21 protein-coding genes and 1 tRNA gene are annotated in these 20,784 nt (G+C 70.3%); 7 read left to right on the forward strand and 15 right to left on the reverse strand.

Annotated elements, in window-relative coordinates; all coding sequences use genetic code 11:
* Positions 1 to 56: 56 nt before the first annotated feature.
* Positions 57 to 1,412, reverse strand: a complete 1,356-nt coding sequence (locus tag KIT14_11920; protein ID MCW5891244.1) for an IS4 family transposase — start codon at positions 1,410 to 1,412, stop codon at positions 57 to 59.
* Positions 1,413 to 1,586: 174 nt separating this feature from the next.
* Between KIT14_11920 and KIT14_11925 the strand changes: the two genes are divergently transcribed.
* Positions 1,587 to 2,648: an IS5 family transposase gene (locus KIT14_11925; GenBank protein ID MCW5891245.1), complete on the forward strand. Its 1,062-nt coding sequence runs from the start codon at positions 1,587 to 1,589 to the stop codon at positions 2,646 to 2,648.
* On the opposite strand, the gene KIT14_11930 is transcribed toward KIT14_11925, so the two are convergent.
* The 4 genes from KIT14_11930 to KIT14_11945 all read right to left on the reverse strand — a co-directional run bounded on the left by KIT14_11930 (position 2,606) and on the right by KIT14_11945 (position 6,880).
* A complete protein-coding gene (locus tag KIT14_11930; GenBank protein ID MCW5891246.1) occupies positions 2,606 to 3,292 on the reverse strand; it encodes a transposase family protein in 687 nt (228 codons plus the stop codon). The two genes, KIT14_11925 and KIT14_11930, sit on opposite strands and share 43 nt — an antisense overlap.
* 735 nt (positions 3,293 to 4,027) lie before the next feature.
* Positions 4,028 to 4,639: a methyltransferase domain-containing protein gene (locus tag KIT14_11935; GenBank protein MCW5891247.1), complete on the reverse strand. Its 612-nt coding sequence runs from the start codon at positions 4,637 to 4,639 to the stop codon at positions 4,028 to 4,030.
* Positions 4,640 to 4,829: 190 nt separating this feature from the next.
* Positions 4,830 to 6,449, reverse strand: coding sequence for a hypothetical protein (locus tag KIT14_11940; protein ID MCW5891248.1), 1,620 nt, complete (start codon positions 6,447 to 6,449; stop codon positions 4,830 to 4,832).
* A 182-nt stretch (positions 6,450 to 6,631) separates the two neighbouring features.
* Complete coding sequence (locus KIT14_11945; GenBank protein MCW5891249.1) at positions 6,632 to 6,880, reverse strand: hypothetical protein; 249 nt, start codon at positions 6,878 to 6,880, stop codon at positions 6,632 to 6,634.
* Positions 6,881 to 6,954: 74 nt separating this feature from the next.
* Between KIT14_11945 and KIT14_11950 the strand changes: the two genes are divergently transcribed.
* Together KIT14_11950 and KIT14_11955 are read left to right on the forward strand one after the other, a co-directional pair.
* Positions 6,955 to 7,083 carry a transposase gene (locus KIT14_11950; protein MCW5891250.1) on the forward strand — a complete coding sequence of 43 codons (129 nt, stop codon included), beginning with the start codon at positions 6,955 to 6,957 and terminating at the stop codon, positions 7,081 to 7,083.
* Positions 7,084 to 7,116: 33 nt separating this feature from the next.
* Positions 7,117 to 8,204 (forward strand): IS3 family transposase gene (locus tag KIT14_11955; GenBank protein MCW5891251.1). Its coding sequence is split into 2 segments (ribosomal slippage): positions 7,117 to 7,366 and positions 7,366 to 8,204, totalling 1,089 coding nucleotides; the frame shifts between segments, so codons are not numbered across the junction.
* A gap of 142 nt (positions 8,205 to 8,346) precedes the next feature.
* On the opposite strand, the gene KIT14_11960 is transcribed toward KIT14_11955, so the two are convergent.
* The 4 genes from KIT14_11960 to KIT14_11975 all read right to left on the reverse strand — a co-directional run bounded on the left by KIT14_11960 (position 8,347) and on the right by KIT14_11975 (position 11,064).
* Positions 8,347 to 8,898, reverse strand: coding sequence for a hypothetical protein (locus KIT14_11960; GenBank protein MCW5891252.1), 552 nt, complete (start codon positions 8,896 to 8,898; stop codon positions 8,347 to 8,349).
* A complete protein-coding gene (gene istA, locus KIT14_11965; protein MCW5891253.1) occupies positions 8,895 to 9,401 on the reverse strand; it encodes an IS21 family transposase in 507 nt (168 codons plus the stop codon). Before istA ends, KIT14_11960 begins: the two co-directional genes overlap by 4 nt.
* A 237-nt stretch (positions 9,402 to 9,638) precedes the next feature.
* Positions 9,639 to 9,711: transfer RNA gene (locus KIT14_11970), tRNA-Ala, on the reverse strand.
* A gap of 1,062 nt (positions 9,712 to 10,773) precedes the next feature.
* Entirely contained in the window at positions 10,774 to 11,064 is a 291-nt protein-coding gene (locus KIT14_11975; GenBank protein MCW5891254.1) for a hypothetical protein, read from the reverse strand.
* A 71-nt stretch (positions 11,065 to 11,135) separates the two neighbouring features.
* Here KIT14_11975 and KIT14_11980 point away from each other — a divergent pair, with 71 nt between their 5' ends.
* Both KIT14_11980 and KIT14_11985 read left to right on the forward strand, forming a co-directional pair.
* Positions 11,136 to 13,490: a heavy metal translocating P-type ATPase gene (locus tag KIT14_11980; protein MCW5891255.1), complete on the forward strand. Its 2,355-nt coding sequence runs from the start codon at positions 11,136 to 11,138 to the stop codon at positions 13,488 to 13,490.
* 35 nt (positions 13,491 to 13,525) lie between these two features.
* A complete protein-coding gene (locus tag KIT14_11985; GenBank protein MCW5891256.1) occupies positions 13,526 to 13,984 on the forward strand; it encodes a VOC family protein in 459 nt (152 codons plus the stop codon).
* Between the two features lie 7 nt (positions 13,985 to 13,991).
* Here KIT14_11985 and KIT14_11990 read toward each other — a convergent pair whose 3' ends face one another.
* Together KIT14_11990 and KIT14_11995 are read right to left on the reverse strand one after the other, a co-directional pair.
* On the reverse strand, positions 13,992 to 14,729 hold the full coding sequence (locus KIT14_11990) for a ZIP family metal transporter (GenBank protein MCW5891257.1): 738 nt from the start codon (positions 14,727 to 14,729) through the stop codon (positions 13,992 to 13,994).
* A 60-nt stretch (positions 14,730 to 14,789) separates the two neighbouring features.
* A complete protein-coding gene (locus KIT14_11995) occupies positions 14,790 to 15,125 on the reverse strand; it encodes a hypothetical protein (protein MCW5891258.1) in 336 nt (111 codons plus the stop codon).
* A gap of 47 nt (positions 15,126 to 15,172) precedes the next feature.
* Here KIT14_11995 and KIT14_12000 point away from each other — a divergent pair, with 47 nt between their 5' ends.
* Positions 15,173 to 15,730: a thioredoxin family protein gene (locus tag KIT14_12000; protein ID MCW5891259.1), complete on the forward strand. Its 558-nt coding sequence runs from the start codon at positions 15,173 to 15,175 to the stop codon at positions 15,728 to 15,730.
* An 18-nt stretch (positions 15,731 to 15,748) separates the two neighbouring features.
* Here KIT14_12000 and dksA read toward each other — a convergent pair whose 3' ends face one another.
* Positions 15,749 to 16,111, reverse strand: coding sequence for an RNA polymerase-binding protein DksA (gene dksA, locus KIT14_12005; protein MCW5891260.1), 363 nt, complete (start codon positions 16,109 to 16,111; stop codon positions 15,749 to 15,751).
* A 76-nt stretch (positions 16,112 to 16,187) separates the two neighbouring features.
* On the opposite strand from dksA, the gene larC reads away from it, so the two are divergent.
* A complete protein-coding gene (larC, locus tag KIT14_12010) occupies positions 16,188 to 17,381 on the forward strand; it encodes a nickel pincer cofactor biosynthesis protein LarC (protein ID MCW5891261.1) in 1,194 nt (397 codons plus the stop codon).
* Here the strand turns inward: larC and KIT14_12015 are convergent.
* The 3 genes from KIT14_12015 to bioD form a co-directional block, all read right to left on the reverse strand.
* Positions 17,338 to 19,077, reverse strand: a complete 1,740-nt coding sequence (locus KIT14_12015; GenBank protein ID MCW5891262.1) for a hypothetical protein — start codon at positions 19,075 to 19,077, stop codon at positions 17,338 to 17,340. The two genes, larC and KIT14_12015, sit on opposite strands and share 44 nt — an antisense overlap.
* Positions 19,078 to 19,214: 137 nt before the next feature.
* On the reverse strand, positions 19,215 to 19,988 hold the full coding sequence (locus tag KIT14_12020) for a hypothetical protein (GenBank protein MCW5891263.1): 774 nt from the start codon (positions 19,986 to 19,988) through the stop codon (positions 19,215 to 19,217).
* A gap of 132 nt (positions 19,989 to 20,120) precedes the next feature.
* The gene (gene bioD, locus KIT14_12025; GenBank protein MCW5891264.1) at positions 20,121 to 20,780 is read right to left on the reverse strand and encodes a dethiobiotin synthase; all 660 of its coding nucleotides are present in this window, start codon (positions 20,778 to 20,780) and stop codon (positions 20,121 to 20,123) included.
* Positions 20,781 to 20,784 lie beyond the last annotated feature (4 nt).

Consider the following 20,784-nt stretch of genomic DNA (forward strand, 5'->3'; position numbering starts at 1 on the left):
GGGGAGTCGAACCCCCGACCTCTAGAGTGCGATTCTGATCCTAGCCCCAATGCCAGTCACTTTGCACGAGACCTCCGACGCTGCGGGCGGTTACGTGGATAGTTGCTCATCTTGATCTTGACGGCCCGCGGGTAGTGGCGCGGCCGCCGCTCGGGAATGACGAAGGCGGTGAGTTCGTCGAGCAGGGCGTCGAGGCGGCGCGGTAGCGTCCCCGGCGAGATGTCCCAGGCGGCCTGCCAGAAAGCCCGCACGGCCAGGAGCGCGTAGCGGTAGCTCAGGCGGCCCGGTGGGACGTCGGCGCGGGGGGCGGCGCGGCTCATGACGAGGCGGACGAGGTTGTAGGCGAGCAAGAGCCCCCAGAGTTCCTGTGCGACGCGGCCGGGGGCTTTGCTGCGCAGCGCTTCGACGCGCTCGCAGGTGTGGGTTTTGAGCTCATCGAAGGCGAGCTCGAGTTCCCAGCGCTCGTGATACAGCGCGGCGACCGCCGCGGCGGGGTGCGTCGCCGGATTGAGCAACGAGGTGAGGACCCAGTAGGGGCGGACGCCCCGGCGCCGCACCCGGACGGCCCGCACGCGCAATGTGGGCGGCAAGTCGGGATGCTTGTCGCGGGTGGCGCGACTCGGTTGCAGCTCCACGAGGTGATCGCCGGCACCGAAGCGCTCGACCACGGTCTGCGTGAGCGCGCCCTGGCCCTCGCGGGCGCGGATGACCCAGTGCTGGTCGCGGTCCGGCAGGGCGAGGGCGTGAAAGAGCGCGTAGCCGTAGAAGCCGCGGTCGAGCACGACGACGGCATGCTCGGGCAGCGTCGCCCAGATGGGCGTCGCGAGGGCGAGCTCACTCGTCGTGTAGGGGCCGAAGGCGGCGGCCGCGAGCAGGCGAGCGCGCAGGGCGAGCAGAGTCACCAGGCGCAGCTGCGGGTATCCCGCCCCCTCGCCGTGCCGACTCGCCGGCCGTCCGAAGTGCGCGACGTTCTCCGGCGTGTCGGCGACGCGCAGGGTGGTGCCGTCGAGCCCGTAGACGGCGAGCCCGTGCCACCGATCCGCGGCGGCCGCGCCGTGCGCCCACGCGGTCGCCGTCTGCGTGAACAAGGCGGCGAGCGGCGCCGCGCCGAGCTGGTCGCGCGCTTGGACGATGGCGCCATTGCTGATCGGTTGCCGTGCGCCGCCGGGCGTGGGCAGCACGAGATCCAGATGGTGCACGACCTGCGCGATGTTGCGATCGCGGAACAGGCCCAGGCCGATCACGAGCCAGACCACGTGCTCGGCCGGCAACTTCCGGCGGCGTACAGAGGCTGTCCCGGTCGCGGCCAGCGCGTCGGCGATCCACTGCGGATCGAGCGCCGCGCTGAACTGCTCGAAGCTCGCGGGCCGCTCACCCGCCCCCAGCAGCGTGATCTCCGCGCCTGCCGCCATCGCCCCACCTCCGGTAGGGCACTCCATCTACTCCCGGCGGACGCTGAGATCCAGAATCCGGTCACTTACGTTAAGTGACCGGCATTGCGCCTAGCAGGGTGCTGAAAAGCCCGCCACGCGCGCTCGACAGGCGCTGCGGTCGGATCTAAGACGGGCCGCCAAGGAGGGCGGCCGATGCGGGGCGAGCGGCGCCAGCAGGTCTCGATGCTCACGTGGCTGAGCCCGGAGCGGATGGTGCCGCGTGACCATCCGGTCCGGCGGGTGAAGGCGCTGGCCGATGCCGAGCTCGTGCGGCTCTCGCCGGTGTGCGACGCACTGTCCGCGCCGCGCGGCCGGCCCTCGATTCCGCCCGAGGCGCTCCTCAAGGCGCAGCTGTTGATCGCACTCTACCGTGTGCGCAGCGAGCGGCAGTTCTGCGAGCAGCTCCAGGACAATCTGCAGTTCCGCTACTTCCTTGATCTGGGGCTGGACGAGCGGCCCTTCGACGCGACGGTCTTCGCCAAGAAGAAGGCCCGGCTGTTGGCCGCCGACGTGGCGCGGCGCTTCTTCGAGGGCGTCGTGGCGCAGGCGCGGGCGGCCCAGCTGCTCTCGAGCGAGCACTTCACCGTGGACGGCACGCACATCGAGGCCTGGGCGTCGCTCAAGAGTTTCCGGCCGAAGGCCGAGCGGCCCGAGGATCGGCCGCCGCCGGACGATCCGGGCAATCCGACGGTCAACTGGCACGGCGAGCGGTGGAGCAACGCGACGCATGCGTCGCCGACCGACCCCGCGGCGAAGCTGGCGCGCAAAGGCGCGGCCCACGCGGCGAAGCTCAGCTACTCCGCGCACGTGCTGATGGAGAATCGCCACGGGCTGTGCGTCGATCTCAGCGTGGCCGCGGCCACGGGCGAGGTGGAGTGGGAGGAAGCGCTGCGGCTGGTGCGGCGGCAACAGGCGGCGGGCCAGCGGGTGCGAACGCTCGGCGCGGACCAGGCCTACGACGGGCGCCGCTTCGTGGAGCCGCGGCGCGCGGCGGGGGTGACGCCACACGGGGCGCAGCAGATCACGCGGCATCGCGGCTCCCACGGGGACGGCCGCGCCACGCGGCATCCGGGGTACGCCATCAGCCAACGGAAGCGGAAGCTCGTCGAAGAGATCTTCGGCTGGTGGAAGGCGGGGGGGGGGATGTGGTGTCCCCCTCGGTTTCGTACAGGTCAGGCCACTAACTGCTCGCGATACGCCTTCGGCGTGCGGTAGCCGAGCGCCGAGTGCGGCCGCTCGCGGGCGTACTTGTCGAGCCAGTCCGCGACGGCCGTGAAGGCGTGATCGCGGCTCGTGAAGCGGTGCAGCCAGACGCACTCCTGCTTCAAGGTTAGGAAGAAGCGCTCGATGAGCCCGTTCGGCTGGGGCGTATAGGGCGTGCTGTACTCCTGGGTGAGGCCGTAGCGCCGCGCGACCGCGACGAAGGCCTTCGCGCCGAAGACCACGCCGTTGTCCGACCGCAGGACAAGCGGCGGCGAGGCCGCGTCGATCCGGCGCGCCCGCAGCGCTTCCTCGAGCGCCGCCGCCGCGCCGCCAGCGATCCCGGACGTCGCGAGGCGCCAGCCCACGATCGTGCGGTCGTAGCAGTCGATGATCGCCGTCAGGTGGCACCAGCCGTCGCGGCCGCAAACGAGACCTGCCAGCCGTTCAGCTTCAGGATGCGGTGCATCTTCTTGCGGTTCACCGGCTGGGCGGTCGCCCGACGGATCCGCGCCGTGATCATGCGCAAGCCGGCGGCCGGCTCGGCGGCGATGATGGCCCGGATCTGCCCCTCCAGCTCGACGTCCACGACCAGCGGACGCGACGCGCGCGGCGCCGGCGGCCGATAGGAGAAGGTCGACCGCGGCACGCCGAACCACCGGCACAGCGGCGCGATCGACACGCGGTGGCCTTCTGCCCGCATGAGGCCCTGCACCGTCAGAAGGCTTTCTCGGGTGTCCCGGGTACCCTGTCCAGTCTCGGAGGGGAACCACCTCAATCGACACGACGCACCTTCTCTGCGGCCGTGACGGCTGGTGCCATCTCATGGCGATCATCGACCGCACGATCGTCGGCTGGCGCCTGACGAAGTCCGGGATGAGGGCGTCGCGGCGGCCGCGCTCGAGAACGCGCTGCGAGGCCTCACACATTCCTTTGCGACTCTTATTGAGGCCTAGGTCGTGCTCGGGGCCTACCGGGACGACTTCAACAACCACCGCCCGTACAGCAGCTTGGGGCGCAAACCCCCGGCACAGTACGCCGCCGGACAGAGGACTCACGCGGACCGCAAAGACGTACCTTTACGAGTGGCGTGATGGCCCGGCGTCGGGGGGCAGACCACGATCGGCGGCGCTTTCATGGCACGCGGCCATGTTCACGGGAACGTCAAATCCACCGGCGTTCACCCGTCGGCCGGAATTCCTCGATGGCAACTGCGGCGCGATCCGATTCCACAGGTTGTCCGGCACCCGCCACACCATCGCCAACGGCTGCCCACCGTCGCCGTCGCTTTGCCGCCATCCCCACTTCCACTTCATGCCCTTGCGACACGCGAGATGTGGGTACTTACGTAGCAAGCCGCGGATCCAGCGTTGACTCACTTGTGGGGTAGGCTCTTACTCGCGAGTTCCGTTGGAACTGGCTCGGGGCGTGGGGATACCGCCTTCCGGAATGTCGGCCGGAACGCAGAGAAAGCAGGCTCCTCGGCGCCACAAGAACTGCTCCAGCACGCGAAATCCAGCCAGCCTCAGCATCGCGATGGCGCAGCTGGGCGTGAAGCCCCAATAGTAATTCGCATATCCCCATTCGGGAACAAACTCGCGATCTAATCCGACCTTCGCGCGACCGGGCGTAGAGTAATTGTAGAACCGTCGGCCCCGGTCATCCAAAAAGGGGAAGAACACCGCACCTTGTGGAGCGCGTCGCTCCGAGATGGTCGCTGTTGTGAGTATCAGATATGCCTTGCAAATTGATCGCAGTCGCTCAAGCGTCAGCAGCGGGTGCGGCACATGATAGAGGACTCCCGAACAGAACACCACGTCGTGTGGGCCTACCACAGCGGCCACTCGGGAATCATTGATATCGCCTTGAACGAACCGCACGCGGTTTCCAAGCGAATCGTTGCGCTGAAGGAATTCTGGCGTGGCGGTGACAACATCGAGCCCGGTGACCGTTGCGGCACCGTGAGCAACGGCCCCAAACGCATAGTCCCCATCGACGTTCCACATGCAGCCGACATCGACGACACTACGCCCTCGGGCTACCCGCTTGATCAGCGCTCGGTTAACATCCTGCACTGGCGGTTGGCGCCGAAGTCGGCGCCCAAGAGCTTGGGCCGCGTCGCGAAACATCGCTTGCGCTTATATCAGCGATAGCAGGCCCTGGCTAACGTCACATGCCAGCGATTCGCATCTCCTGTTACCGAGGTCTTCCGGAGAGGAACGCGCCGCTGGGGGAGGCTTCGAGTTCTTCTCCCCCATCACTCATCGAGTCCCCACCGCCTCCCATGAGCGATTCGCCGCTCGGGACCACGGGCTTCGGATTGAAGCACAGCCAGTTATCCGTCCAGGTGTGGCCCGCCGGCTCTATGGGCTCGGTGATTTGGATGCAGCTCTTGCCCGCAATCGGGCCAGCATGACTCCACTGGACACCCACATCCCATTTGGCGCACAAATAGTTATCGTTCCAGCTATCCGGATCGGACGGCTCCTCAATCTTGACGCAATACAGCCCCGCGGCCCCTGCGGCTGTCTTTTCGGCCTCGCTCTTTGCGAATACTAGACCAAGGTTTTTATGGGTACAAAGTTCGTTATCTGACCACGCATGCGGATCTGCCGTCTCCGCGAACGCTGCGCAGTGCATGTCGGACACCGCATGCCCCGGGGTGACGCAGATCCCTGCATCGTAATCCCAGCAGAAGTCGTCAGCGTCCACCCAGGCGTAGTCCTGGAAGTCGAAGTACTTAGCGCGAGGATCATTATTCGGCTTAAAGAGGCTGAGCTGGCATGCAGTCGGCGTGCACCCAGAGATGCCCTGGGAGAAATAAAACATTCTCTGGCAGTTTGAGAGCGAGTTGCAGTGGTCGAGAATAGCTCTGATGGCCTGCCCCGGCTGGCTGTCGTGGGCGTTCTGGCATACCGTGCAGGGGGCATCAGGATTGTTGGCCATGCCCCACTCGGTAACCCAGAACTTCGTCGTGCATGCCGGGGCTCCGAGGAAGTTCGGCGGACCCGTGTAGCATTCGTTGAAGCCATTTAGTTGGGTCATCAGCGACTTCGTGTTGGCCCGGGTGGCATAGTAGTGCACCGAAACGAAGTCCAGCGGACGAACCATGCTGCCGTTCCACGTAACCCAATTGCGGACGACGTTGATGTTCGGTTGCCCCGCAACCGCTACACCCCCAATGACGGCCGGAACCGTACGCTCCGCTTGTACGGCGAAGATAGCATCGTACATCGTAGGCAATATCTGGGTGACGAACTCCTGGCGAGTACCGCCCCATCGCGTGCATGAGGTTGGTTCGTTCCAGATTTCAAAACCATCAGCCAGGTCTTTGAACTTCCGGGCGAGAGCCTCCGTCAACTGCGCAATGACTTGGATATCCTTTGGTGGCCACCCTTCGTTCTGGGGGTTGGTCGGGCAACTGCGGAGGCCGGTCGTCCGTTTGTTGAAGGGGGGATTGCCTTTGAGAACGATCAGGATCGACATCGCGCCGTGCGCCTGCTGACGGGCGAGCATCGTGTCCGCAATGATTCCGTCCAGCCACTGAGTAGAGCCCCCTGCGACAATCGTGTTGAAGTTTGCCTCCTGGGCCGCGAAGTTTCCCCCGTCGGCACCCACGACCTTATCATAAGGAACAAAGATTCGTACCCATTTTACTCCCGCATCCCTTGCAAGATCGAGTCTGACGGTATCGCTGTTGGCCGCGTCGAAGGTGACATTTATCCCGTATGGGTTCCGGCTGCAGGTCGAGAAGCCCACGCCGAAAATCACAGGCAACGCGAGGGCAAGAATCCTAAGGCTCCGGTGGAGCAGCATGTAATACTCTCTAGGTCATCTGTGGGAGCAGGTCAAGCTGGCTTTGTGTCATGACGCCGTGAAGGCCCCGAAGGCGTTGTCCCGTGAGGCGTTGCCCAGGTCGCCCTTCGGTTGGGCGGTCGGGTCTGATTTCTACGCCGCATGGCTGACCTGGAAGTGCTCAGACCTGATCTGACAACGTGCTAGCAGCCCGTGGTGAAAGCCGCGATGCCGGCGGGTATATGGATGCCATTCGTTTCGGACGACCGTGCGTCGAGTGACTGCGCGACAGATCGGATGATCGCCCACCGGCACGCCGCACGGCCCGCCTTCGTCGCCGCCCACCACTGCGCCCACGCGTCGAAGACCGTCCGCAGGGCGGCCGCGCGCCCCTGGAGACTGCGCGGCGTGCCGACGCCGTAGCGCGTCCGCAGCAACAGCCCGAGATTCATTGTCCCACTCTGGGAGGGTAGAACCCCTCACCTTTAGGTGACGCCTTTAGGAGGCTTGCGGTACGTAGGGCGGGATGCGCAGCGACCGTCGCGCCGCTCACGCCGTCTATGAGTGCCACTATCACTTCGTGTTCATCACGAAGTACCGTAGGCCGGTGCTGCGGGGCGAGATTGACCTGACCCCCGCGATCGCGGCCACTTGAAATGGCAGAGGCCCCCGCGCGAAGGAGGGCGACATGCGGAAGAGCCGGTTCACGGAAGAGCAGAGCGTGGGCGTGCTCAAGGAGGCGGAGGCAGGCCAGAAGGTGGAGACGGTCTGCCGCAAGCACGCCATCAGCGAGCACACCTTCTATCGCTGGAAGGCGAAGTACGGCGGCCTCGAGGTGAGCGACGCGCGACGGCTGAAGAGCCTCGACGACGAGCATCGGCGCCTGAAGACGCTCGTCGCGGACCTCACGCTCGACGTGCAGATGCTCAAGGCCGTGGCGCAGCGAAAGTGGTGACGCCCGCTGCACGCCGTCTGGCGGTGGGGTGGTTGCAGGACGGGTTCGGCGTCAGCCAGCGCCGATCGTGCGAGGTGCTCGGAGCGGTGCGCTCGACGATCCCGTACCGCTCACGTCGGGCCGATGACGCCGCGCTGCGCGCGCAGCTCATCGCGCTCGCCGCGCAGCGCCGTCGGTTTGGCTACCGGCGGCTCACCGTGCTGCTCCGTCGCGGCGGCACGCTCGTCAATCACAAGAAGGTCTATCGCCTTTACCGCGAGGAGCAGCTCACCGTGCGCCGCCGGAGGCGGAAGAAGCTCGCCGCCGGCGCGCGCATCGTCCTGGCGTCGCCGACGGGACCAAACCAGCGGTGGTCGATGGACTTCATGGCCGACAGCTTGGCCACCGGCCGCACGTTCCGGATCCTGAACATCGTCGACGACTACAGCCGCGAAGCGATCGCGACGGAGGTCGATACTTCGCTGCCCGGCCTCCGCGTCGTGCGGGTCCTCGAGCGCATTGCCCAGAGCCGCCGGCTGCCCGCCATGATCGTCTGCGACAACGGTCCGGAGTTCACCGGCCGGGCGCTCGACTCGTGGGCCTATGCCCGCGGTGTTCAGCTGCACTTCATCCGGCCCGGCAAGCCGATCGAGAACGCGTTCGCCGAGAGCTTCAACGGCCGGATGCGGGACGAGTGTCTGAACGAGAGCTGGTTCGTCGATCTCGGCGAGGCGCGCACCAAGATCGGCTCCTGGCGCATCGACTACAACGAGGCCCGGCCCCACAGCGCGCTGGGGAACCGGACTCCAATCGAGTACGCGCAGGGCGCTCTGCCATCATAAGCGGCCGACTTCGGGGGTCAGGTCAGGCGTAGGAGAGCTCCCGCGTCGTCGCCTCCTGCAGCAGCGCTTCGAGGCGCTCGCGGCTCTTGAAGAGGCGGAGGCGTTGGGAGATGCTCCTGCAGTCGCTCGAGCTGGGCGGCCTTCATGACGACACCGCTTCGCCGGCGCCGAGCGCGTCGTAGACGCCGAGGTCGCGGATCTCGACGTCGGTGCCGAGCTGGCGCGGATCGCCCGTCGCCGGCCCGCGGGTCGACGGCCGCTGCCGGGTGATGCGGGCAATGGGCCACGGCCCGTGCTCAGGCAGGATGCGGACCTCGTGCTTGCCGCAGAGCTCAGGGTGCGTCGCCACGAGCGTCCCGCGATGGAAGACGTGCAGCGTGCCCGCCTGCCGGAGGACCTCGACCGGCTGCCCGATCAGCCGGAAAGGGACGGAGTAGCGATTCGTCTCGAAGCTGACGAGATAGTCGTCGGCAACGATCCGGGCCTGCCGGGTGTCGAGGCGAAAGCCGGCCTGGCCGGCCGTGGGGATGAGCAGCGCCTGCTCGCGGGCGAAGCGATCGATCGGCCGCTCGTGGGTCGTGCCGTGGACACGGACATCGGCAATCTCGGTGGTCCACTGCACCAGCTGCTCGTCGAAGTCGACCTCGTCGATGAAGGTTCGGCCGGGCAGGAAATTGCGGCGGCAGTACTTCACCCGCTCTCGACCTTGCCCTTGGTCTGCGCCCGGTACGGCTGACAGACTCGGGGCTCGAAACTCCAGTAGTCGGCGAACGCTTTGAACGTCGGATTCCACACGACGTCCCGGCCGACGCCGCCGTGACAGACGGTGCGAGGCCGATCGTACAGGTGCTCCTGGGTGTGGCCGCCGAAGTGCTCGAAGGCCCGCTCGTGGGCGTCCAGAAACAGCGGCAGCGTCTCGGCCGCGCAGCCGCGGTAGAAGCTCCGGCGGCTGAAGCCGAGCGTCAGCACGAAGACATGGCGCACGACGGGCTGGTGGCGAAAGTGCACGCGCGCCTGGCCCCAGTCGATCTGGCTCTGGTGGCCGGGCGGCGTTTCAAAGCGGATCAGCGCGCGCTCGGCCTGCAGCCGCACGGCGCGCAGTGGCTGCACGAACCGCTTCACCGTGTCGTAGCTCCCGCCGTAGCCCCGCTGCTGGCGCAGCTCTTGGTAGGGCGGCCTCAGGCCGCCTCGAGCTATGACGGCGTGCTCCGCGGGAGCTGGAAGATGCTAACGTCGTCTCAGCTATGACGGCGGACGCGATCGTAACCCGGCGCCGCGTCACTCCGAGCCCCGCAGCGGCTATGACGGCGGGCAGGACACCCTCTGTCAGCGCACGACTCGAAGCGCGCTGTGCGGAGTGGAACTGCCACCAGAACTGCCACTTGCGGTCGAAGGCCGCTCTCTTCGGTGTCCTAAGCCTGCGAGAAGAAGAAGTGGAGCCGAGGGGAGTCGAACCCCCGACCTCTAGAGTGCGATTCTAGCGCTCTCCCAGCTGAGCTACGGCCCCACACGAAACGCGCCAGGACGGCGCACGGACGACACGGCGAGGTGGTGAAACGAGGAGGCTCGGCTATACCCAGGCCCTCCGCGGTGGTCAACCGGGAAGGTCACGGATGGACGACGACGTCGGCCTGGCGTCTTGCCGGTGCCGGCATGGCCGGCGGCCAGGACGCCGGCAACGATTGTCGAACGGGGGCGCGTTCTCGAGGCGGAGGCCGGCGCTGTGGTCGTCGGCGGTCTGGTTGTCGGTGAGGGGGGACGAGGTCGTCGGCATCGTCGATGCGGAGGCCGTGGTCGTAGGCGTCCCGGACGGCGTTGTCGCGCAGCACGGCGCGGGGGACGTCGCCAAGCGCCTATGCCGCTGCGGGGCGACGTCAGCATATTGCGCTCGACGCGGACGTCGGGCCGATCCGTTCACGCGGATGCCCTCGCGGTAGCTGCCGGTGACCGGGTGTCGACGATCGCGCTGCCGGGAGCGTCGACCAGTCTCGATGCCCTCTCGCCGCGGGTGCCGGCGGTCGTGACGCGCGCGATCGTGTTCGCGGCGCCGCCGTTCCCGCGGATCGCGAGGGCGCCGTTCTCGAGGTGGAGGTCGGCGAGCGACGTGCCGCGGACGCGATTCAAGCGTACGGCGTCGTACGTGCCGACGATGGTGGGCGGCGCGCCTGGATCGGTGCCGGCGATGCTGAGGCCGTCGCGCGCACCGACTCCACGTGGTCGCCGGGGCGAAGAGGATCATCGTGCCGGCGCGCGCGGCGGCGACGGCGGTCTGGAGGTCGGGTAGTCGGCCGGGACGCGCGGCGTGCCGGTGGCCGGCCGTGTCGTCGTGGTGGTTGACGGCGGCGGGCCGACGCTGCTGCTGAGAAGCAGGAGCGCGACGGCCGGCACGCGACGGCGCCGGAGAGATCGCATCGACAGAAAGCACGCTAGCCGGCGCGCAGCGGGCGTCGATTCCCGTCGTTGCGCCGGGCGCGAGCTTTTCTCGCGCGCCTGCGGGGCCGGCGGCACGTCGGGGGTGGCGACGCACCGCCGGCCCTTCGTGCGGGACGGCGTTCGCCGCCCCGCGGTCTCACTTTCCGCCGCGCCCCCGACGGGACGGCGGCGTCTCCTCGATCGCCTCGCCGCCCCGCGGGGACGCGGACCCCTCGCGGCTTCCCCATCCGCCCTCGCCACCCCGCCGCCACCGCGAGCCCCGTTGCGCCGCCGGCATCCGGCGGCGGTCCTCGACGTCCTCGGCCATGCGTTGCGCGCGCAACAGATCCGTTGCGCGCGGCGGTTCCAGCGCCGGACTGCTGCGGGCGCCGGATGCGCCGCCGATGCCCAGCCCACCGACCATCATCACCACGAGCAGCCACCGCATGCGGAGAGGCAGAAGCACGGCGCGTGCCGCGCGCGTTGACTCGCACGTCCGGCGTCTCCAGATCCGAGCGCATGGCCGAGGGCACCCGCGATCTCGTCTGCGGCATGACCGTGGACCCGGAGAAGACGCCGCACCGCCACGAGCTGGACGGGGTCGCGTACCACTTCTGCGGCGCCCGCTGCCGCGAGCGCTTCGCGGCCGATCCACAGGGCTTTCTCGCCAAGGCGGCCGGTGCGTCCGCCGGCGCTCACGCGTGCGACGGGCATGCCGTGGGGTCCGGCGCCGCGGGGGCGCCCGCCGCGGGCCACGCGCCTGCGGCGGACCCCGACGCCGAATACACCTGCCCCATGCATCCCGAGGTCGTGCAGCGCGGCCCCGGCAGCTGCCCGATCTGCGGCATGGCGCTCGAGCCGCGCGAGATCACGCTCGAGACCGCCGAGCGTCCGGATCCCGAGCTGCTCGACATGAGCCGCCGGCTCCGGGTCTCCGCCGTCCTCACCGTGCCGCTGTTCCTGCTCGCGATGTCGGATCTCCTGCCGGGCCAGCCCGTGCAGCACGCGCTGCCGTGGACGGCGCTGGCGTGGCTCCAGCTCGCGCTCGCGACCCCGGTGGTGTTCTTCGGCGGGGCGCCGTTCTTCGCGCGCGGGATGGCCTCGGTGCGCAGCGGCAACTGGAACATGTTCACGCTGATCGCGATCGGCACGGGCGTGGCGTGGGGCTACAGCGTCGTCGCGGTGCTCTTCCCGCATGCGATCCCGGCCGCGGGGGCGCACGGCGTGCCGCTCTACTTCGAGGCGGCGGCGGTCATCACGACGCTCGTCCTCGTCGGCCAGGTGCTCGAGCTGCGGGCGCGCAGCCAGACGGGGAGCGCGATCCGCGCGCTGCTCGGCCTGGCGCCGAAGACCGCACGGCGGCTCCGCGACGACGGCAGCGAGGAGGACGTCGCGCTCGACGCCGTCCAGGTCGGCGATCGCCTGCGCGTGCGTCCGGGCGAGAAGGTGCCGGTCGACGGCGTCGTGCTCGAGGGCCGCAGCGCCGTCGACGAGGCGATGATCAGCGGCGAGCCGGTTCCCGTCGAGAAGAGCGCGGGCGCGGCCGTCACCGGCGGCACGGTCAACGGGACGGGCGGGCTCGTCGTGCGTGCGACGCGGGTGGGGCGCGACACGCTGCTCGCACAGATCGTGCGCATGGTGAGCGAGGCGCAGCGCAGCCGCGCGCCGATCCAGCGGCTCGCCGACGTGGTGGCGGCGTGGTTCGTGCCCGCCGTGGTCGCGGTGGCCGTGGCGGCGTTCGTCGTCTGGATGCTCGTCGGCCCCGAGCCGCGGCTCGCCGGCGCGCTCGTCGCCGCGGTGTCGGTCCTCATCATCGCGTGCCCGTGCGCCCTCGGGCTGGCGACGCCGATGTCGATCATGGTCGGGACGGGGCGGGGTGCGCAGGCGGGCGTCCTCGTGAAGAACGCCGAGGCGCTCGAGGTGATGGAGCGGGTCGACACCATCGTCGTCGACAAGACCGGTACGCTCACGGAGGGCAAGCCGCGGCTCGTCACCGTCGAGGGAGGGGACGAGCTGCTCCGCCTCGCGGCCAGCCTCGAGCGCGGCAGCGAGCATCCGCTGGCGGCCGCGATCGTGCGCGGTGCCGAGGAGCGCGGCATGTCGCTCGCCGAGACGCGCGACTTCGCGTCCGAGACCGGAAAGGGCGTCACCGGCATCGTCGACGGACGCCGTGTCGGGCTCGGCAACCGGGCCCTCCTCGACGCGCTCGGCATCGATCCCGGGGCGCTCGCGGGCCGTGCGGAGGCTCTGCGGGCCGAGGGGCAGACGGTCATGTTCGTCGTCGTCGACGGCGCGGCGGCGGGGCTCGTCGGCGTCGCCGATCCGATCAAGGCGACGACGTCCGACGCCCTGGCGGCGTTGCGTGCGGCGGGGCTGCGCATCGTCATGCTGACGGGCGACGCGCGCGCCACGGCCGAGGCGGTGGCGCGGCAGCTCGGCATCACGGACGTGGCGGCGGAGGTCCTGCCCGCGCACAAGCGCGACGTCGTCGAGCGGCTGATCGGCGAGGGCCGCGTCGTCGCCATGGCCGGCGACGGCGTCAACGACGCGCCGGCGCTGGCGCGCGCCCACGTCGGCATCGCGATGGGGACCGGTACCGACGTCGCGATGGAGAGCGCGGGCGTCACGCTCTTGCGGGGCGACCTCGGCGGCATCGTGCGCGCGCGGCGTCTCTCGCACGCGGTGATGGCGAACATCCGCCAGAACCTCTTCTTCGCGTTCGTCTACAACGCGCTCGGCGTGCCCGTGGCCGCGGGCGTGCTGTATCCGTGGTTCGGCGTCCTGCTGAGCCCCATGCTCGCGGCGGCGGCCATGAGCCTCAGCTCGGTGTCGGTCATCGGCAACGCGCTGCGCCTGCGGCGCGCGCCGCTGTGAGCTTTTTCTCCAAGACGCCGGGCCGCACCTCCGGCATGATCCGGGACATGCCGGAGTATCCGACCGTCGTCCCCTATCTCAGCGTGCGCGACGCCTCGCGTGCGCTCGCCTTCTATCGTGACGCCTTCGGTGCCGAGGAGACGCGACGCCTGGTCGATCCCGCCGGCGGCGTCATCCACGCCGAGGTGCGGCTCGGCGGCGCGCCGGTGATGCTCGCCGAGGAGAACGCCGCCTGGGGCAACCACAGCCCGGCGAGCCTCGGCGGAACCGCGGTGCGCCTCGTGCTCAACGTGCCGGACGTCGACGCCGTGGTCGCGCGTGCGGTCGCCGCCGGTGCGACGGTCGTCATCCCGGTCGCGGACCAGTTCTACGGCGAGCGGGCGGGACGGGTCGCGGATCCGTTCGGGCACCAGTGGATCGTGTCGACGCGCATCGAGGACGTGTCCACCGACGAGATGCAGCGGCGCGCGACCGCGCTCTACGGGGACGGCTGACGCGTGCTCAGTGCCCGAGCACGGCGCTCAGCGCCGCGATGACGGCGACGCCGCCGAGGAAGGGCGCGTAGACCAGCGCGTTCGGTCCCTTGCGATGGTGGTGCAGCTGCGGGATCAGGTCGGACGCGGCGATGTAGATGAACATGCCGGCGGTCGTGCTCATGAACCACGCGATGCGGCTCTCCAGCGTGTGCTCGAGCGCGATGAAGGCCAGGGCGCCGAACACGGCCGTGATGCCGGAGGCCAGGTTCAGGAAGAGCGCCTGCCGCAGAGTGAAGCCGCCGGCCACCAGGATCGTGAAGTCGGCCAGCTCCTGCGGGATCTCGTGGATCGCCACCGCGAGCGTGGTGAGGAAGCCCAGCTCGGGGCTCACGGCGAAGCTCGCCGCGATGACGACGCCGTCGATGAAGTTGTGGAGTCCGTCGCCGATCAGGATGAGCCAGCGCGACGGCGCGGTGTGGATCTCCTCGTGCTCGTGGAAGCCGTGCAGGAGGCGCTCGAGGAGGAAGAAGCCGATCATCGCCGCCAGCGTCGCCACGAAGATCCGCCCGTCCCCGCCGGCCTTCTCGACCGCCTCCGGCACGAGCTCGAGGAAGGTCGTCGCGAGCAGCACGCCGGCCGCGAAGCTGAGCAGGACCGTCTCGCTGCGCTCCTTCGGCCGTGCCGTGACGAAGAACACGATGCCGACGAGCGCGATGGCGCTGACGGCGAGCGTGGCGAGGATGGCGAGGGCGGCCGGCGACATGAACGGGGCCGGGTTCAACTACACGACGGGAACGCTCGCGCAACCCGATCGCGTCTGGGCTCAGGCGGCCAGCTCGCGGAACACCGCGCGCGCGAAGCCGCCGCCCGCGCCGGTGCCCGTCACCTCGAGCCGGCAGCGGGGTGCGTCCTCGAGCAGGCGGAACGACAGGAACGGCCAGCGGTCGGCGAGGGCACGCGTGGCGTCGGCCAGCGCCGCGAGCGCTTGCACGTCGAGCCTCAGCACCAGCGCGATGCCGTCGCGGATCTCCTCGACCTGGGCCGGCGCGGCGCGCAGGAGGGAGCGCAGTGTCCGGGCCTCGTCACCGAGCGGCTCGCCGGCATGCGCGGCCGCGAAGCGACCGGGACGCACGGCGGGCAGATCGACGACGACGTTCACGCGCCGGCCGGCTTGCGGGCGCCGGGCGCCGGCGCTAGCGAGAGGGCATGGCGCTCACGGAGAACCAGGACGTCCCGCTCGGCAGTCCGTGCCCCGATTTCCGTTTGCCCACCGTCGACGGCGGAGTCGCGGCGCGCGACGACTTCCGCGACCGCCCCGTCCTCTGCGTCCTCTTCATCTGCAACCACTGTCCCTACGTGCAGGCGATCGAGGACCGCGTGATCGCGCTCGCGGCGGAGTACGGGCCGCGCGGCGTCCAGCTCGTCGGCATCTGCTCGAACGATCCCGTCGCCTATCCCGACGACGCGCCGTCGCGCTTGCTCGCGCGCTGGACGGAGAAGGCCTACGGCTTCCCGTATCTGGTCGACGCGGAGCAAACCGTCGCGCGCGCGTTCGCCGCGGTGTGCACACCCGACATCTACGTGTACGGGCCCGAGCGCCGTCTCGCCTACCACGGTCGCCTCGACGACAACTGGAAGGAGCCGGACAAGGTCGCGCGCCGCGAGCTCGCGGCGGCGTTCGAGGCGTTGCTGGCGGGCGGTGCGCCGCCGACGCCGCAGATCCCGTCGATGGGGTGCTCGATCAAGTGGCGCAAGGCGTCGTAGTCGCCGGGCGCCACGCGATCACGAGTAGCGGCGTCGCCGCTCGTCGGCTTCCTGCTCGCTCTTGCAGGCGATGCAGAGCGTGGTGACCGGCCGCGCCTTCAGGCGGGCGAAGCCGATCTCGGCGCCGCACTCCTCGCACTTGCCGTAGGTGCCGTCGTCGATGCGGCCCAGCGCTTCGTCGATCTTCGAGATCAGCTTGCGCTCGCGGTCGCGGATGCGGAGCACCAGGTTGCGGTTGCCCTCGAGAAGGGCGCGATCCGTGGGGTCGGGGAAATGCTCGCGCTCCGACATCCCCGAGGCCGTGCGTCCTGCTTCTCCGAGCAGCTCCTGCTTCCGTTCGTGTAGGAGCCGTTGCAACGTGCTAAGTTCCCGCTGTCTCATGCAACCCTGTCCCGGATGAGAATCGGGCGACCCTACCACCCGTCAATCAGACCTGCAACGACGAACGACCCCTCGGATGCGCGTCGCCTACCTCGATGCCTTCTCCGGAATCGCCGGAGACATGACGGTCGGAGCGCTGCTCGACCTCGGCATGCCGATCGACGCCGTGCGGGATGCCATCCGCGCCCTCGGGCTCCGCGACGTGGAGGTGTGGAGCGAGCGCACCGAGCGCGCCGGCGTCGCGGCGACGAAGTTCCAGGTGCGCGTGCACGGCGAGCATCCCGACGACCCGCACGCACACCGCCATGCGCACGGCCATCGTGCCTGGGCGGAGATCCGCACGTTGCTCGGCGCGGGCGGTCTCGCTCCCGCCGTGCGCGATCGTGCCCTCGCGATCTTCGCCCGGCTCGCCGAAGCCGAGGGGCGCGTGCACGGCGTGCCCACCGACGCCGTCCACTTCCACGAGGTCGGGGCGCTCGACGCGATCGTCGACGTGGTGGGCGCTGCGCTCGGCTTCGTGCACCTCGGCGTCGACGTCGTGCACGCCGCGCCGCTGCCGCTCGGGCGCGGCTTCGTCCGCACGTCGCACGGCCGCCTGCCGCTGCCGGGGCCGGCGGTCACCGAGCTGGTGCGCGGGCGTGCCGTGGTGCTCGACGAGGCCACGACCGAGCTGGTGACGCCGACCGGTGCCGCCATCGTCGCGGCGCTCGCGACCCCGGCGCCGCTTCCGCGCCTGCGGCTCGACGGCGTCGGCTACGGTGCGGGCGACCGCGTCCTCGCCGACCGGCCGAACCTGCTGCGCATCCTCGTCGGCACGCCGCTCGAGGCCGCGGCCGGCGACGAGGTGGTCGTGCTCGAAGCGACGATCGACGACATGAGCCCGCAGCTCTACGAGCACGTGCTCGAGCGCCTGCTCGCGGCGGGCGCCCGCGACGCGTTCCTCGTCCCCACCCTGATGAAGAAGAGCCGGCCGGGAACCACGCTGCGCGTGCTCGCCGAGCCGGCGGATCGCGATCGGCTGGCGACGATCGTCTTCGCGGAGACGTCGACGATCGGGCTGCGCTTCGCGACCTGGCAGCGGCTCGTGCTGCCGCGCGAGGAGCGCACCGTCGCGACGCCGTGGGGCGGCGTGCGGGTGAAGATCGCCGTCGCACCCGACGGCACGCGCAACGTCGCCCCGGAGTTCGACGACTGCCGCCGCCTGGCGCTGGCCGCGGGCGTACCGCTCAAGACGGTGCACCAGGCCGCGCTCGCGGCCGCGCTGGCATGATCGGCGGGAAGCCCAGAACCTCGATCAGATCCGCGCCGTCGGGCGCGCGCCGCGGATCGACGAACCAGTCGAGCAACGCCCGCCCGCCGTGCCAGGAGCGCACGACCCGCCGGCCGCCGAGCGGGGGGCGGCGTCCGCCGGACGGCCACAGCACGAACACGCGCCGGCCCTGCGCGAGATAGGCCTCCGCCGTCCGGCGCCCGGTGCTGCCGAGCGCCTGCAGCTCGCCGAAGTAGTGGGCCTCGGCGTGCGTGTAGTGGGTGATGTTCTCGGCCGGACGCCCGAGCGCGGGCGTGGTCAGCACGAGCGCGCCCGCGGGGACGAGCGTCTCGATCGCCGTCCGCGCCCGCGTCACCTGCGCGCGCTGGAAGGCGTCGCGTTCCCCGCTGCCGCTCGCCGCCCGCGCCACGCCGACGCCCGCGAGCACGAGCGCCGGCGCGAAGGCGGCGAGTGGCGCCGCGCCCGGCGCGACCAGGCCGACCACGCCGGCGAGTCCGAGGCCCGCGGCGACCGCGTACTCGACGGGGCGCGTCCGGTCCGGGTCGTTGCGCGGCAGCACGCGCGGGGCAGCGGCGACGACGGCGACCGACAGCACCGCCGCCAGCGCACGCCGTGGCCGCGTCCACCCCGGCGTCGCGAGCCAGTGCGCCCACCGCGTCACGCCGACCGCCGCGAAGAGCAGCAGGCAGAGCACGACGCCGACGAGATAGCGCGCGTCGCCGTGCCCCCAGCAGCTGTAGAAGAGGAAGGCGAACGCCGCGTAGGGCACCAGCGCCAGGACGGCCGGGCGCCGCGCGCGCAGCGCCCACACGAGGGCCCCCGCCGCCGGCAGCAGCAGCGCGCCGAACGCGCGCAGCAGATAGTCGGCGTGCAGCGGCAGCGTGTCCGCGAGGTGGGACAGGCGGAAGCCGCCGCCCGACACCATGCCGCTCGCGAGCGCGAACGCCTGGGGCGCCGCGGAGAGCACGTGCCGGAACTCGCTGCCCTGCGTGAACGCGAACGGATGGCCCTGCGTCACCGTGTTGTACGCGAACAGCGGCAGCGCGCCCGCGAGGAAGGCCGTGCTCGCGGCGGCGACCCGACCCGGCCGGGGCCGCGCGCGCCAGGACGCCGCCCCGGTCGCGAGACCCCACAGCGCGGCGTCGGGTCGGATGGTCGCCGCGAGCCCGAGCGCGAGGCCGCTCGCCGCGAGGCCGCCGCCCAGGCCCGCGAGGACGCCGCCGAGCGCCAGCAGGTGCGCCGGCAGGTCGCGGGCCACGGTCAGCCCCCAGTAGTGCACCTCGGCGGGGACGAGCAGCAGCAGCCAGACGACGGCGGCGCCGGCGGCGAGCCCGGCGTCCATGCGTCGCGCCAGCGCGAACAGCACGAGCGGCAGCACGCAGTAGAGGACGGGGTTCAGCGCATGCCGCCCGATCTCGCCGCCGAGGAGGCCGGCGGCCGCGAGCAGCGCCGGGTAGCCGGGCGGATAACGCGTGTAGAGGCGGCCGTCGTTCCAGATGTACGTCTGGTAGTAGGCGTCGGCCGGCGTCGCCGGCAGCGTGCCGCCCGCGAGCAGGGCGAGCGCGCTCGGGTCGTGGAAGACGCGCCCGTGTGCGAGGTCGCCGGCGAAGGTGAGGAACGCGAACTGATCGCTCGCGAGGTACCAGGTGGTGCGCCGCTCGAGCCCGCGCGCCGCCACGGCGAGGGCGACCGCCACGAGAGCCGCGGCGAGAGCGACGGCGAGGCGAGACGAGCGCACCATGGGCCTCTATGCACGACGCCCCCGGGAGGCGGAACCTCCCGGGGGCGTCGGGGATTGGGCGGGCCGGGCGAACCCGGCCCAGGCGAGCGGGCCTATTCGAGCAGGTCCGCGGGTGTGACGAGGAAGGCCCGGCTCGGCGATCCGTACATCGTGGTCGTCGTGGTCGAGCTGGTGGTGGTCGTGGTCGGCACGATCGTCGTCGTGGTGGTCGTGGTCGTAGTGGTCGTCGTCGGCGTCGGGCCGTTCGGGCAGAAGCCCTCGGTGAGCGGCTTGTTCACCTTGAACAGCTTGGTGCCGACGTTCTTCACCGTGCCGTCGGGGCCGAACTTCATGTGGTAGCGATCGCCCGTCGAGGTGTTGCCGACGCCGAGCTTCAGGGCGACGCAGCCCTCGGTGCCGGGGTTCGGGGGCACGATCGACACCGGGCCGTTCTTGCCGATGACGAGGGCCTTGATCGAGAACATGCCGTTGGGGCTGCGCTTGACGACGACGAGCTTCACGGCGCCCTGGTCGCCGCGCGGGTCACGATACTTGAAGCCCGTCGTGCCGCTCGGAGTCCAGAAGGACTTGCCCGTGGTGCTGATGCCCTGGTTCAGGACGAAGGACTGGTTCGCCGAGGATGCCCCGTCGACGAAGATGGTCAGGATGGCGCCGCCGGCACTGCCCGACAGGGTCGGGTTGCCGACGATCGTGTTGATGCTGCCCTTCTCCTTGGCGACGCTGCTGACCTTGCGTTTGGTGGCCGCACCTGGGTCCTTCACGACCAGGGATCGACCCAGAATGGTCTGATCCGCCGTGAAGGCGACGCCGCCCAGCACGAACAACAGTGCTGTGGAAAAGGAAAGGTACCTCCCGAGCTTCTTCATTCCCGACCTCCTTGCGAGCGATGCGCGTGGCGACTACCGGTGGGCCGAAACAGGCGCTGTCGTGGGTATCGCCGCATCCGCCGTGCTGTCAAGGAAATTGGCAGGGAATTCGCGGTCCTGGAAGTGAAAATCTCACGAGTCGAAACGCGCCGCGTCGAAAACCGCGATCGTTGCGGCCGGGTCGGGGGCGTGCGGCACCACCGCGAGGCAGGGGAGCCCGGTCAGCTCGGCAATCGTTGACGCATTGCGGGTGCACGACGGATCGCCGGGCGGAGTCGGGTGCGAGAGCACGAAGCCGCGCACGCGCACGCCGCCGTCGCGCGCGACGCGGGCCGTCAGCGCGGCGTGGTTCACCACGCCGAGGCGGTTCGCGGCGACGATCAGCAGCTCGAGACCGGTGCGGCCGAGGACGTCGAGCCAGGTGAGCCGGTCGCGGATCGGTACGAGGAGCCCGCCGGCGCCTTCGACGAGGAGGACGTCGGCCGTCCGGCGTCGCGCGCCCACGCGCTCGACCAGGGCGTCGACGTCGACCGCGGCGCCCTCGGCGCGCGCCGCCTCGTTCGGCGCCAGGGGGGCGCGGAAGCGCCAGGGGCAGACGACGTCGAGCGGCGCCGGATCGGCGGCGGCGGCACGCAGGCGCACCGCGTCCTCGGGCTCGTCGGTGACGCCCGTCTCGACGGGCTTCATCACCGCGACGCGCCGTCCGGCCGCGCGCAATGCGAGCGCGAGGCCGCAGGTGACGAAGGTCTTGCCGACGCCGGTGTCGGTCCCGGTGACGAACAGCGCGCCCATCGCC

Source organism: bacterium (assembly GCA_026129405.1).
Classification (GTDB): domain Bacteria; phylum Desulfobacterota; class Binatia; order DP-6; family DP-6; genus JAHCID01.

Coding starts and splice junctions, on each gene's coding strand:
- KIT14_11925 (MCW5891245.1), top strand. CDS start 1,587: ATGCGGGGCGAGCGGCGCCAGCAGGTCTCGATGCTCACGTGGCTGAGC.
- KIT14_11975 (MCW5891254.1), bottom strand. CDS start 11,064: ATGCGGTGGCTGCTCGTGGTGATGATGGTCGGTGGGCTGGGCATCGGC.
- larC (MCW5891261.1), top strand. CDS start 16,188: ATGCGCGTCGCCTACCTCGATGCCTTCTCCGGAATCGCCGGAGACATG.
- KIT14_12020 (MCW5891263.1), bottom strand. CDS start 19,988: ATGAAGAAGCTCGGGAGGTACCTTTCCTTTTCCACAGCACTGTTGTTC.
- bioD (MCW5891264.1), bottom strand. CDS start 20,780: ATGGGCGCGCTGTTCGTCACCGGGACCGACACCGGCGTCGGCAAGACC.
- KIT14_11920 (MCW5891244.1), bottom strand. CDS start 1,412: ATGGCGGCAGGCGCGGAGATCACGCTGCTGGGGGCGGGTGAGCGGCCC.
- KIT14_11940 (MCW5891248.1), bottom strand. CDS start 6,449: ATGCTGCTCCACCGGAGCCTTAGGATTCTTGCCCTCGCGTTGCCTGTG.
- KIT14_11985 (MCW5891256.1), top strand. CDS start 13,526: ATGATCCGGGACATGCCGGAGTATCCGACCGTCGTCCCCTATCTCAGC.
- KIT14_11950 (MCW5891250.1), top strand. CDS start 6,955: ATGCGCAGCGACCGTCGCGCCGCTCACGCCGTCTATGAGTGCCACTAT.
- KIT14_11990 (MCW5891257.1), bottom strand. CDS start 14,729: ATGTCGCCGGCCGCCCTCGCCATCCTCGCCACGCTCGCCGTCAGCGCC.
- KIT14_11980 (MCW5891255.1), top strand. CDS start 11,136: ATGGCCGAGGGCACCCGCGATCTCGTCTGCGGCATGACCGTGGACCCG.
- KIT14_12000 (MCW5891259.1), top strand. CDS start 15,173: ATGGCGCTCACGGAGAACCAGGACGTCCCGCTCGGCAGTCCGTGCCCC.
- KIT14_11945 (MCW5891249.1), bottom strand. CDS start 6,880: ATGAATCTCGGGCTGTTGCTGCGGACGCGCTACGGCGTCGGCACGCCG.
- dksA (MCW5891260.1), bottom strand. CDS start 16,111: ATGAGACAGCGGGAACTTAGCACGTTGCAACGGCTCCTACACGAACGG.
- KIT14_11935 (MCW5891247.1), bottom strand. CDS start 4,639: ATGTGGAACGTCGATGGGGACTATGCGTTTGGGGCCGTTGCTCACGGT.